The following is a 12,335-nucleotide window of genomic DNA, read 5'->3' on the forward strand; positions in this document are numbered from 1 at the left end:
GTCCCGCACGTCTCAGTCCAGGAAGTCCCCGTCCACGTACACCCAGGCCCCGTCGACCCGCTCGAACCGGCTCCGCTCGTGCAGCGAGCCGCCCCGGTAGGAGGCGCGGAAGGTCACCGTGCCCGTGCTGTGGAAGGCCGAGCCGTCGGTGGTGTCCAGGATCTCCAGCCCCGTCCACCTCATCCGCGGGTCGAGGTCCAGTCCCTCGGGCCGGGTCTGCGGATGCCAGGTGCGCAGCAGATACCCCGCGTCCCCCTTCACGAACGCGCTGTACCGGGACCGCATGAGCAACTCGGCGCTCGGCGCGGCGGCCGCTCCCGCGTGGAAACGGCCGCAGCAGGCGTCGTAGGGCTGGGGGAGTCCACAGGGGCAGGTACGCGAGGTCATGGGCCACATTCTGCCCGTACCAGGGGAGGCGTCCGACGTTGGCGGGGTGCACAGTGGAAGGGCGATGCAGTCCTGGGAGGCGGACTATGACTCGACCCATGACCAGCCGTCCTCCGGCCGTCAAGGAATGGCGGCTGAACCTGTACCTGTCCGAGCACGACCCGGACACCACCGCCCGGATCGTCCTGGACACCGGGGACAACGTCCTGGAGAGTCACGCGGAGGCCCGCCGCAACCCGTACGACCCGGATGTACCGGAGATAGGCGACGAACTCGCCGCCGGACGCGCCCTGATCGCCATGGGCCGCAGGTTGCTGCGCGCCGCCGACGGGGACATCAGGGCTGTGGGAGCGGCCGACACGGAAGAGGAGGAGGACCTGTCACCCCTGTGGCTGGACCGGGAGTGACGCCCCTCACCTCCCCTTCCGCAGGAACCGCCGCAGCCGGGTCAGCGGCCAGGCGTTGATCACGTCGTCCCGGGTGAGCCAGCCCCGCTGCGCCGTGCCGACGCCGTAGCGCAGCTGCGCGAGGTGCGGGACGGAGTGCGCGTCGGTGTTCACGGCGAACTTCACGCCCTGCTCCCTGGCGCGCAGGATGTCCTCGTCGCACAGGTCGAGACGGTCCGGCTGCGCGTTGACCTCCAGCGCGGTGCCGGTACGCGCGCACGCCGCGAACACCTCGTCCCAGTCGGCGTCGACGCCCGGCCGCTTGCCGATCAGCCGGGTCGTCGGGTGCCCGATGATGTTGACGTACGGGTTCTCGCAGGCCCGCACCAGCCTCCGGGTCATCGCCTTGCGGTCCAGGTCGAAGTGCGAGTGCAGCGAGGCCACGCACAGGTCGAAGCCGGCCAGGAACTCCTCGGGCCAGTCCACCCCGCCGCCCGGGTCGATGTTGAGCTCCGTGCCGTGCAGCAGCCGCATCTTGTGATGGGCGCCGTCCAGCTCCCGCACCCGCTCCCGCTGGGCGAGGATCTTCTCGTCGGTCATGCGCTGCATGTACAGGTTGGGCGCGTGATCGGTGACCGCGTAGTACCTGTGACCGCGCTCGGCGGCCGCCGCCACCATCTCCTCCAGCGGCGCCAGCCCGTCGGTGAGGTCCGTGTGGGAGTGCAGGTCGCCCCGGATGTCCCTCTCGGTCACCACCTCGGGCAGCTCGCCGTTCAGGGCCGCCTCGATCTCCCCGCGGTCCTCCCGCAGCGTCGGCTCGATCCACGGCAGCCCGAGCCGGGCGTACACCTCCTCCTCGGTGCGGGAGGCCAGCGAGTCCCCGCTCTCGGCGTCGAACAGGCCGTACTCGGACAGCTTCAGCCCCTGGTGCACAGCGATGGTGCGGGTACGGATGTTGTGCGCCTTGGAACCGGTGAAGTACTGCATCCCGGCGCCCCACGACTCCGGCGGCAGCACCCGCAGATCGACCTGGAGCCCCTTGGCGGTGCGGATCGACGTCTTCTTCGAGCCCCGTGCGATGACCTCCGCGGTGGCCGGCAGCTCGCACAGCGCCGCCATGAACGGCTCCGACTTCTTCGCCGCGACGATGACGTCCAGATCCCCGACGGTCTCCCGCATCCGGCGCAGCGAGCCCGCGTACGCGCAGCGCTCGCAGCCGGTCACCGCGGACAGCTCCGCGACGATCTCCTCGGCGGTGTCCAGGGCCAGCGACAGCGGCACCCGGGCGCCCGCCCGCTGCAGCAGTTCGATGCCGTGCCGGATGTTCTCCTGCGTCTTCTCCCCGAAGCCCTTCAGGTCGGCCAGCGCGTCCGCCTCGATCGCCGCGGCGAGCTCGTTCACCGAGGAGATGTGCAGGTCCTCGTAGAGCCGCAGCGCCTTCTTCGGGCCCAGGGTGGGGATGGTGATCAGCTCCCGCACCCCGGCGGGGATCTTCGCCCGGCGCTCCTCGACCACCGCCATCTTCCCCGTGCGCAGGTACTCGGTCACCTTGTCGGCGATCGACTTCCCCACGTTCGGGATCTCCTTCAGGCCGTCCTCGCCCAGCTTGGAGATGTCGGCCGGATACCCGCCGATGGCACGCGCCGCCTTCTCGTAGGCGCGCGCCTTGAAGGCGTCGCCTCCGGTGATCGCGATGAGGTCCGCGTACTCCCGCAGGAGCGCCTCGACCTCGTCATTGGGCCGGGCCACCCTTCAAGTCTAGAAAGGCCGCCACGGATCGGGAAAACCTCTACGGAACGTTCCGGAGCACCGGCAGCGGCGGCAGCTCCGCCCCGTACACCCACTCCTGGAACAGACCGTCCGGCGGCTCCTGCGCGAACCGGGCCACGTGCTCGGTGAACGCCGCCGTCGTCACCGACCCGTTCCGGTGCAGCCGCACCCAGCCGCGCAGCATGCGGAAGAACGCGTCGTCGCCGAGCGCGCAGCGCACCGCGTGCAGGGTCAGGCCGCCCCGCTCGTAGAGCCGGTCGTCGAACATCGCCTTGCGGCCCGGATCGGCCAGCCTGAGGTCCTGCGGCAGCGTCGACAGCAACCGGTGTGCCGCCGCGGCCAGTTGCTGGGCACCGCGTCCCCCGGAGCGCTCGGACCACAGCCATTCCGCGTACTTGGCGAAGCCCTCGTTCAGCCAGATGTGCCGCCAGTCGGCGATGGTCACGCAGTTGCCGAACCACTGGTGCGCCAGCTCGTGCGCCACCAGCCGTTCCGAACCCCTGACGCCGTCCACGTGGTTGGAGCCGAACAGCGACAACCCCTGTGCCTCGACCGGCACATCGAGCTCCTCCTCGGTCACCGCGACCGCGTAACCGTCGAACGGGTACGGCCCGAACAGCTCCTGGAACAGCTCCATCATCGCCGGCTGCCGCGCGAAGTCCCGGGAGAACTCGGGCAGCAGCCGCGCCGGGATGTGCCCGTGCTGCGGCACGCCCCCCGGACCGGGGTCGCCCAGCAGCACCGTCTGGAACCTGCCGATCGCCAGGCCGACGAGATAGCTGGACGTGGGCGCGGACTGCTCGTACACCCAGGTCGTCGTCGAGGCCTTCGTCGTCCGGGTCAGCAGGCGCCCGCCCGTGACCACCGTGTACGCGGACGGCGTGGTGACCGAGATCAGATAGGACGCCTTGTCGGCGGGCCGGTCGTTGCACGGGTACCAGGACGGAGCCCCGACCGGCTGGCTCGCCACCAGCGCCCCGTCGGCCAGCTCCTCCCAGCCGAGCCCGCCCCACGGGCTGGTCACCGGCCTGGGGTTGCCGGACCACTGGACCTCCACCGTGAACGCGGCGCCGGCCCGGACCGGTTTGGCCGGGCGGATCCGCAGCCGTCCGCCGCGGTGCGTGAAGTGCGGCTGCCGGCCGTCCACCCGCACCCGGCCGATCCTGAAGTCGGCCAGGTTGAGCTGGAACTCCGTGAGCGGCGCGTGTCCCGCTATGGCGTTGATCCGGGCCGTGCCGGACAGCCGGTTCGGGCCGGGGCGGTAGTCCAGCGCGAGTTCGTAGCGGTGGACCCGGTAGCGGGAGTCACCGTTGTCCGGGAAGTACGGGCCTGGGCCGGCCGACTGCTGAACTGCCACTGCTGTGTTCGCTCCCTGCGCTGTGCCACCTCTGGGTGCCGGTGTGCCCACCGACCCCGCGCGGCCCGCGCTCAGGGACGCCATGCCTCGATCGGGTTGCCGAGCCAGCGGGTGTCGTCCGGGACGGACTCCGCGGCCATGACGAGCGACGCGGGCCCCAGGGTCGTACGGGCCCCGACCGTGCTGCCGGGCAGCACGATCCCGCCAGGGCCCAGCGTGGCGCCCTCACGGAGGACCACAGTATCCGTCCGCAAGATCCGGTCGTGGAAGAGGTGTGTCTGCAGCACACAGCCACGATTGACGGTCGCCGCGTCCTCCAGCGTGACCAGGTCCGTCTCCGGCAGCCAGTAGCTCTCCACCCACACGCCCCGGCCGATGCGCGCGCCGAGCCCGCGCAGCCACGCCGTCATCACCGGCGTCCCCGGCACGACCCCGGCCAGCCACGGCACCGCCAGCACCTCGACGAACGTGTCCGCCAGCTCGTTACGCCACACGAAGGAACTCCACAGCGGATGCTCGCCGACCCGGTGCCGCCCCACGAGCAGCCACTTCGCGATCACGGAGACGGCCGCCGCGACCGCACCCGCCCCGAGCAGCACCGGCCCCGACAGCGCCCAGACCCACGGACCCAGCGCACACAGCGCCGCCACCGTCGCCGCCGCCAGCGCCGCCGAACACAGCACCGGCACGATCCGGCACAGCTCCACAAGGCCGCGCGCCCACAGCAGCCGGGCGGGCGGCTCGTACGTACGGCTCTGATCCCCGCCGGCCGCACTGCGCGGCAGCTTCACCGGCGGCAGCCCCAGATACGAGGTGCCCTTCTTCGCCTTCTTCGGCGTCGCCGACAGCACGCCGACCAGGCCGCCGTCCGGCACGCTCCGGCCCGGCCCGGTCATCCCGGAGTTCCCGAGGAAGGCCCGCCGCCCGATCTCCGCACGCCCGATCCGCACCCAGCCACCGCCGAGCTCGTACGGCGCCGTCAGCGTGTCGTCCGCCAGGAACGCCCCGTCGCCCACCGTGGTCAGGCTCGGCAGCGCGAGCACGGTCGACACCTCGGCGCGGCGCCCGATCCGCATTCCCAGCAGCCGCAGCCACACCGGCGTGACCAGCCCCGCGTACAGCGGGAACAGCGTTTCCCGGGACCGGTCCATCAGCTGCGTCACGCTCCACGCCTGCCAGCCGACCCGGCTGTGCGTCGGATGCGTGCCCTCGCGCAGCCCCAGACCGAGCACGCGCACGGCGACCAGGATCAGCAGCGCGTACGCCAGTCCGTAGGCGAGCGTGGCCGGCCCCAGCCCGAGCGCGGCTCCGCGCAGCGCCCCCGGGAGCGAGCGTCCGGGCGCCACGAAGGCCCGGGCGACCAGCAGCGCGGCCACCCCCGCGAGCAGCGGCAGCGAACTCAGCGCGAGGCCGGTGATGCCGTACATCACCCGCCAGTACGTGCCCCGCTGCGGCCGCTCCTTGGGCCAGTTGCGCTTGGCCTTGCCGAGCTTGACCGCGGGCGCGCCGGCCCAGCGCTGGCCGGTGGGGATCTGCCCGCCGACCGCCGAGCCGGGGGCCACCTCGGCCCGCTTGCCGATGCGGGCGCCCGGGAAGAGCATGCTGCGGGTGCCGACCGTGGCGTGTGCGCCCACCTTGACCGGGCCGATCTCCAGACGGTCGCCGTCCAGCCAGTGCCCGGACAGGTCGACCTCGGACTCCACGGCCGCGCCCCGGCCCAGCTTGAGCATGCCGGTGACCGGCGGCAGCGAGTGCAGGTCCACCTCGGGCCCGACCTTCGCGCCCAACGCACGGGCGTACCGCTCCAGCCAGGATCCGGTCAGCGAGGTGGCCCCGCTGAACTCGGCCAGCCGCTCGGCCGTCCACAGCCGCAGATGCACGCTTCCGCCACGCGGGTACCGGCCGGGCTGCACGCCCCGCAGCAGCAGCCGCGCCCCGCCCGCCGCGAGCGCGATCCGGCCGGGCGGGGTGAAGAACAGCAGCGCCGCGGCCGCGAGCAGCCACCAGGGGGCGGTCGGCAGCCAGGAGTAGCCGGGCAGCACGTTCCCGACGGCCGCCAGGACCACTGTCCAGCGCAGCCCGAGCAGGGTGACCAGCGGGAGCAGCAGCAGGAGCTGGACGGCCTGGGCGCGGACCGGAACCGGCGCGATCGAGCGGGCCCGGCCGTCGTCCTGCGCCGAGGCCTCCAGCCGCCGGGCCAGCTTGCGCAGGGTGGGCTGCTGGTAGACGTCGAGGACGGCTGCGCTCGGGTAACGGGTGCGCAGCCGGGTGGTGAGCTGGGCGGCGGCCAGCGAGCCGCCGCCGATCGCGAAGAAGTCGTCGGACGCGCTGGTCACCGGGATGCCCAGCACCTCGGCCCATTGCTCGGCGAGCCAGGCCTCGGTGCCGTACAGCTCCGCCTTGGGGAACTCCACGCCCTCCAGCGGCCAGGGCAGGGCGCCCCGGTCCACCTTGCCGGACGTCCGGGTCGGCAGCTCGGCGACGGGCGCGAGCAGCGGCACCAGCGCGGCGGGCAGCTCGGCGCGCAGCTTCTCCACGGCGGCCGCCTGATCCCAGCCGTCCTGCGTGACCACGTAACCGACGAGGAGCTGATTGCCGCCGCGGGCGGTGCGCACGGCGGCCGCGGCGCCGGCGACCCCGGGCAGGGCCTGCAGCGCGGCGTCCACCTCCCCGAGCTCGATCCGCCGCCCGCCGAGCTTGATCTGCTCGTCGGCCCGCCCCAGGAAGACCAGCCCCTCGGGCTCGGCCCTGACCAGGTCACCACTGCGGTAGGCCCGCTCCCAGCCCAGCGAGTGCAGTGGCGCGTACTTCTCGGCGTCCTTCTCGGGATCGAGATACCGCGCGAGCCCGACCCCGCCGATCACCAGCTGCCCGCTGCCGCCCATGGGCACGGGGTCCTCGCTGTCGTCGACGACGGCGAGCTCCCACCCGCGCAGCGGCAGCCCGATCCGGACGGGCTCCTCGCCGGTCATCAGCGCCGCACAGGCCACCACGGTCGCCTCGGTCGGCCCGTAGGTGTTCCACACCTCGCGCCCCTCGGTGACCAGCCGCTGCGCCAGCTCGGGCGGGCAGGCCTCACCGCCGAAGATCAGCAGCCGTACGTCGTTGAGTGTCTCCGGCTCCCACAGCGCGGCCAGTGTGGGCACGGTCGAGACGACGGTGATCTCCTGCTCGACCAGCCAAGGCCCGAGATCGGCACCGCTCCTGACCTGCGACCGGGGCACCGGCACCAGACAGGCGCCGTACCGCCAGGCCAGCCACATCTCCTCGCAGGAGGCGTCGAAGGCGACGGAGAGTCCGGCCATGACCCGGTCACCGGGTCCGATCGGCTCCTCCGCGAGGAACAGGGCCGCCTCGGCGTCCACGAACGCGGCGGCGCTGCGGTGCGTGACGGCGACGCCCTTGGGCTTCCCGGTGGACCCGGAGGTGAAGATGATCCAGGCATCGTGCTCGATGCCCGGCCGCGCGGCGGGGGAGCCGGAGGTGCCCATGCCGGTGCCGGAGCCGCCTTGGACGCCGATGCTGTGCCCGGCGCCGATGACGGCCCGTACCTCCGCCTCCCCGAACACCAGCTCCGCCCGCTCGTCCGGGTCTTCGGCGTCGACGGGGACGTAGGCGGCACCGACGGCGAGCACGGCGAGGACGGCGACGTACAGCTCGTTGGTCCCCGAGGGGACCCGGACCCCGACCCGGTCCCCGAGCCCGACGCCCGCGCTCGCGAGCCGCCGCCGCAGTCGTTCCACCTCGACGGCCAGCGCACGGTAGGTGAGGCACGTCGTGCCGTCGTCCAGCGCCGGTTCGTCCGGATGGGACCGCACGGTCGCGTCGAAGACGTCGACCAGCGTCCGCGGCGAGGCGGCGGGCCCGGCGGAGAAGCGTGCCCGGTCGCCGAACTGCGTGCGGATCTCTTCGTCGAGCAGGCCGAGAGCGCTGCTCTCGTCTATGGCTGCCATCGGGTCCTCACGTCGGGTCCGGCTGAGTAACAAGCCGGAAATATTAGTACGACGTTAGGCTTCGCCCCTTCGCCCAGCCGCCCGGGAGGGCCGTTCGGGTGACCGCGGTGCCCCGACTCCGGGCCCCTGACCTGCCGACCTTCACGCCGGGCGAGACATGCCTCACACACCGTCAAGGAGGGGACATTCCGGGGCAGTTGAGGGTTCCACCGGCTCACGGGCAAAGCGAAAGGACCCCTGCTGAGCAGGGGTCCTCACTGGTGTCCGAGGGGGGACTTGAACCCCCACGCCCGATAAAGGGCACTAGCACCTCAAGCTAGCGCGTCTGCCATTCCGCCACCCGGACAAGGTGTCTGTCGTGCTGGGGAACCCTTTCGGCGGGGTTTCCCTCGCGGCGACGAAGGAAACATTACCAGGCTTTCGGGGGTGGCTGATCACCCCCCGCCCGCAGCGCCGGTCGCCCGTGAACGGTGTGTGACGGGCCGGGACCGGTCTTGGGCCGCGGCCGGGGGAGAGGGAGGATGAGGAGGACCACCAGCAGCGACAGCGCGGGAGGAAGCACGTGAGCGAGACGGACACGGCCAGGAACGTCACCGGCGAGGACGAGGTCGTGGACCTCTGCCGCGAGCTGATCCGATTCGACACCAGCAACTACGGCGACCACTCCGGCCCCGGCGAGCGCAAGGCCGCCGAGTGGGCCGCCGAGAAGCTCGCCGAGGTCGGTCTCGAGCCGAAGATCTTCGAGTCGCACCCGGGCCGCGCCTCGACGGTGGCCCGCATCGAGGGGGAGGACCCGTCCCGGCCCGCGCTGCTGATCCACGGCCACCTGGACGTCGTACCGGCCAACGCCGGCGACTGGACCCACCACCCGTTCTCCGGCGAGGTCGCCGACGGGTGCGTGTGGGGGCGCGGGGCCGTCGACATGAAGGACATGGACGCCATGACCCTCGCGGTCGTGCGCGACCGGCTCAGGAGCGGACGGCGGCCCCCGCGGGACATCGTGCTCGCCTTCCTCGCCGACGAGGAGGCGGGCGGCAAGTACGGCGCCCGCCACCTGGTCGACCGGCACCCCGAGCTGTTCGAGGGCGTCACCGAGGCGATCAGCGAGGTCGGCGGCTTCTCGTTCACGGTGAACGAGCAGCGCCGGCTCTATCTGATCCAGACGGCCGAGAAGGGCATGCACTGGATGAAGCTGACCGTGGCCGGCACCGCCGGGCACGGCTCGATGATCCACCGCGACAACGCCATCACGGAACTGTCCGAGGCCGTGGCCCGGGTCGGCCGGCACAAGTTCCCGGTGCGGGTCACCAAGACCACCCGGGCGTTCCTCGACGAGTTGGGCGACGCCCTCGGCACCGAGCTGGACCCGGAGGACATGGAGTCCACCCTCGTCCGGCTCGGCGGCATCGCCAAGTTCATCGGCGCCACCCTCAGCAACACCGCCAATCCCACCCAGCTCAACGCCGGCTACAAGGTCAACGTCATCCCCGGCGAGGCCACCGCGCACATCGACGGCCGCTTCCTGCCGGGCCACGAGGAGGAGTTCCTCGGCGACCTCGACCGGCTGCTCGGGCCGCACGTCCGGCGCGAGGACGTGCACACCGACAAGGCGGTCGAGACCGGCTTCGACGGGGCGCTGGTGGAGGCCATGCAGTCCGCGCTGGTCGCCGAGGACCCCACCGCCAAGGCGATCCCCTACATGCTCTCCGGCGGCACCGACGCAAAGTCCTTCGACGACCTCGGCATCCGCAGCTTCGGCTTCGCCCCGCTGAAGCTGCCGCCGGAGCTGGACTTCGCCGGCATGTTCCACGGTGTGGACGAACGGGTGCCGGTGGACGGGCTGCAGTTCGGCGTGCGGGTGCTCGACCGGTTCATCGACGCGTCGTGAGGCTGTGGCCTGCGGATATTCGGGCAGTCGTACGACATCGACTGAGAAGGGTGAATGCGACCATAAGCTCGTAGCTCCATTACTCCCTCCTCGTTACAGGTGATGCGATCCCGCACCTTGGGGTCGCATTGCCAACAAGGAGGAAGAATGATCAAGAAGGTCGTCGCTGCTGCGGCTGCCACCGGTGGGCTGGTTCTCGCGGGAGCGGGCCTCGCCGTCGCCGACTCCGGTGCCCAGGGTGCCGCCGTGCACTCTCCGGGTGTCGTCTCCGGCAACGTCATCCAGGTCCCCGTGCACGTGCCGGTGAACGTCTGCGGCAACACGGTCAACGTGATCGGGCTCCTGAACCCCGCCTTCGGCAACACCTGCGTCAACAAGTGACGTCGGCTCCCTGAGGGGGCGTTGGTCCCGAGGGGGCGTCTTCTACGAGCCGTCGGCCTCCGAGTGCGCCACGCGCTCCGGGGCCGACCGGTCTTTTCACCCGGATTCGGATCCGGTCCCGAGGATCCGAAGGATCGAAAGAACGAAGGCAGGGGGGAACTCACCATGCGACAGAGCACCCGCAAGGGCCTGATGACCATGGCCGCCGCGACCGGCATGATCACCGCCGCGAGCGGCTACGCCCACGCCGACGCGGTCGCGTCCGGCGCCGCCGCCGGCTCGCCCGGCGTACTGTCCGGCAACACGGTGCAGGCACCGGTGCACGTGCCGGTGAACGTGTGCGGCAACACCGTGAACGTCGTCGGCCTGCTCAACCCGTCCGTGGGCAACACATGCGCCAACCACGGCGGCGCCTCGGCGGGCCACGGCGGCTCGCACGCGAGCGGCCACAGCGGCGGCTCGCCCGGTGTCGGCTCCGGCAACACCGTCCAGGTGCCGATCGACGCCCCGGTGAACGTGTGCGGCAACAGCGTGAACGTCGTCGGGCTGCTCAACCCGTCCGTGGGCAACACATGCGCCAACCACGGCGGCGCCTCGGCGGGCCACGGCGGCTCGCACGCGAGCGGCCACAGCGGCGGCTCGCCCGGTGTCGGCTCCGGCAACACCGTCCAGGTGCCGATCGACGCCCCGGTGAACGTCTGCGGCAACAGCGTGAACGTCGTCGGGGCCGGCAACGCCACCACGGGCAACGACTGCGGCAACGGAGGCGGCGACCACCACGGTCGGCCGCCGGGCGGCGGGCGCGGCAACCCGCCCGGTCAGCCGGGCCACCCCGGACATCCGGGTCACCCCGGTCACCCGGGACATCCTGGTCACCCCGGACAGCCGGGCACCCCGCACCAGCCCGGTAAGCCCAGCCACCCGGGAGGCCCGACGACCCCGCCCGGCCAGGGCGGGCACACGCCTCAGGGGTCCCACGGGTCCAGTCAGGTCAAGCAGACGGGCGGCCGCTCCGCCCAGCCCAAGGCCAACGCGCAGCTCGCGCACACCGGCAGCGATCTGCCGGTCGGCCTCGCGCTGCCGGTCGGTGCGGGCGCACTTCTCGCGGGCGCGCTGCTCTACCGCAGGGCGCGGGCTGCGGCATAGCGGGCAGCGTCGAGTACGGAGCGGGCCCTGCCGTGCCGGCGGGGCCCGCTCCGTCAGGTGGCCGGCCTCACCAGGTGGCCCGCACCTGGCGGATGATCCGGCGACGCAACCGCACCCTGCGACTGCCGTCGCGCAGCAGGCTCAGTCGGTCCAACTCCCAGTGTCCGTACTCGGCATGGTCCGTCAGCAGGCGTGTGGCCTCCTTGCGGGACACCCCGCGAGGCACGTACACGTCGACAAATTCGTATTCCGGCATCGCATCTATTGTGCGGGCTGGGGCCCGGTACGGATAGCGTCTGCACTATGTCTGATGCTGCGCAGCCCACCGCTGCCGAGGTACGCGCCGCCGCCGAGGCGATCAAGACCGCGCTCGACCGTCATCTCGCCGCGGTCGAACGCAGGTCGGGTGAGGACGACCCGGCCGTCCTGGAGGCGTTCAACCAGCTGGCCGCGGCCGCAGAGGTGTACGACGAGCTGCTCTACGACCGCTACGACGAGGTCACGCCCTTCGAGATCCCCGGTGCGGAGGAGGTGCCGCCGTACGCGGGCCCCGAGGAACCGAACGCGATCAGCGTGCTGATCCGCCGCGACTACGCCGTGGTGGAACCGCAGCGGCTGGTGGCGCAGGCCGAGCGGGTCGAGGCGGCGGAGTACGAGGCCGCGGGCGGCCTGGCCGAGGATGCCGCCGGTACGGTCCCGGGCGCGCTGGGCATCCTGTTCGGCGAGTTCGAACCGGACGAGATCGCCTCCCGGCACAAGGAGTTCGGCCTGGAGGAGGGCGACTCCACGCTCTGGGTCACCGCGTCGGACGAGACCCCCGAGGCGGGGGAGTGGCTGGAGGCGCCGTTCGAGCACATCGATCCGCAAGGGGTGGTGTGCCGGTTCGACGTGAGCGCGGTGTTCGACGACGAGGACGAGTCCGAGGAGGAGGACGACCTCGAGTTCGTCGAGGACGACGAGACGGAGGGCGCCGGGAGGTGACCTCCGCCCGGCGGTGCCGTGGGGCCCGAGGCCCGTACGGCGCCGCCGGATCCCGCCGCCGGATCCCGCCGCCGGATCCCGCCGCC

General features: G+C 72.1%; 10 protein-coding genes and 1 tRNA gene. 5 read left to right on the top strand and 6 right to left on the bottom strand.

Annotated features, from left to right (window positions below; genetic code table 11):
• Positions 1 to 12 precede the first annotated feature (12 nt).
• Positions 13 to 387, bottom strand: a complete 375-nt coding sequence (locus tag AB0M27_RS02615; RefSeq protein WP_365717147.1) for a YchJ family metal-binding protein — start codon at positions 385 to 387, stop codon at positions 13 to 15.
• Between the two features lie 86 nt (positions 388 to 473).
• On the opposite strand from AB0M27_RS02615, the gene AB0M27_RS02620 reads away from it, so the two are divergent.
• The gene (locus AB0M27_RS02620) at positions 474 to 794 is read left to right on the top strand and encodes a dsRBD fold-containing protein (RefSeq protein WP_351804138.1); all 321 of its coding nucleotides are present in this window, start codon (positions 474 to 476) and stop codon (positions 792 to 794) included.
• Positions 795 to 800: 6 nt separating this feature from the next.
• Here AB0M27_RS02620 and polX read toward each other — a convergent pair whose 3' ends face one another.
• From polX to AB0M27_RS02640, 4 genes are all read right to left on the bottom strand, one after another.
• Positions 801 to 2,522, bottom strand: a complete 1,722-nt coding sequence (polX, locus tag AB0M27_RS02625) for a DNA polymerase/3'-5' exonuclease PolX (protein ID WP_365717149.1) — start codon at positions 2,520 to 2,522, stop codon at positions 801 to 803.
• A gap of 40 nt (positions 2,523 to 2,562) precedes the next feature.
• Positions 2,563 to 3,900 carry a M1 family metallopeptidase gene (locus AB0M27_RS02630; protein WP_365717151.1) on the bottom strand — a complete coding sequence of 446 codons (1,338 nt, stop codon included), beginning with the start codon at positions 3,898 to 3,900 and terminating at the stop codon, positions 2,563 to 2,565.
• A gap of 71 nt (positions 3,901 to 3,971) precedes the next feature.
• Entirely contained in the window at positions 3,972 to 7,853 is a 3,882-nt protein-coding gene (locus AB0M27_RS02635) for a Pls/PosA family non-ribosomal peptide synthetase (protein ID WP_365717153.1), read from the bottom strand.
• A gap of 258 nt (positions 7,854 to 8,111) precedes the next feature.
• A tRNA-Leu gene (locus AB0M27_RS02640) sits at positions 8,112 to 8,199 on the bottom strand.
• Between the two features lie 216 nt (positions 8,200 to 8,415).
• On the opposite strand from AB0M27_RS02640, the gene AB0M27_RS02645 reads away from it, so the two are divergent.
• The 3 genes from AB0M27_RS02645 (at position 8,416) to AB0M27_RS02655 (ending at position 11,268) form a co-directional block, all read left to right on the top strand.
• Entirely contained in the window at positions 8,416 to 9,741 is a 1,326-nt protein-coding gene (locus AB0M27_RS02645) for a M20/M25/M40 family metallo-hydrolase (RefSeq protein ID WP_365717155.1), read from the top strand.
• A gap of 147 nt (positions 9,742 to 9,888) precedes the next feature.
• Entirely contained in the window at positions 9,889 to 10,122 is a 234-nt protein-coding gene (gene chpH / locus AB0M27_RS02650; RefSeq protein WP_031162172.1) for a chaplin ChpH, read from the top strand.
• Between the two features lie 165 nt (positions 10,123 to 10,287).
• Complete coding sequence (locus AB0M27_RS02655; protein ID WP_365717157.1) at positions 10,288 to 11,268, top strand: chaplin; 981 nt, start codon at positions 10,288 to 10,290, stop codon at positions 11,266 to 11,268.
• A gap of 67 nt (positions 11,269 to 11,335) precedes the next feature.
• Here the strand turns inward: AB0M27_RS02655 and AB0M27_RS02660 are convergent, their stop codons facing one another.
• Entirely contained in the window at positions 11,336 to 11,524 is a 189-nt protein-coding gene (locus tag AB0M27_RS02660; protein ID WP_014671721.1) for a DUF5703 family protein, read from the bottom strand.
• A gap of 47 nt (positions 11,525 to 11,571) precedes the next feature.
• Here AB0M27_RS02660 and AB0M27_RS02665 point away from each other — a divergent pair, with 47 nt between their 5' ends.
• Entirely contained in the window at positions 11,572 to 12,249 is a 678-nt protein-coding gene (locus AB0M27_RS02665; protein ID WP_365717159.1) for a hypothetical protein, read from the top strand.
• The last annotated feature ends 86 nt before the right edge of the window (positions 12,250 to 12,335 follow it).

This window comes from Streptomyces sp. NPDC052107 (assembly GCF_040680215.1).
GTDB lineage: Bacteria > Actinomycetota > Actinomycetes > Streptomycetales > Streptomycetaceae > Streptomyces.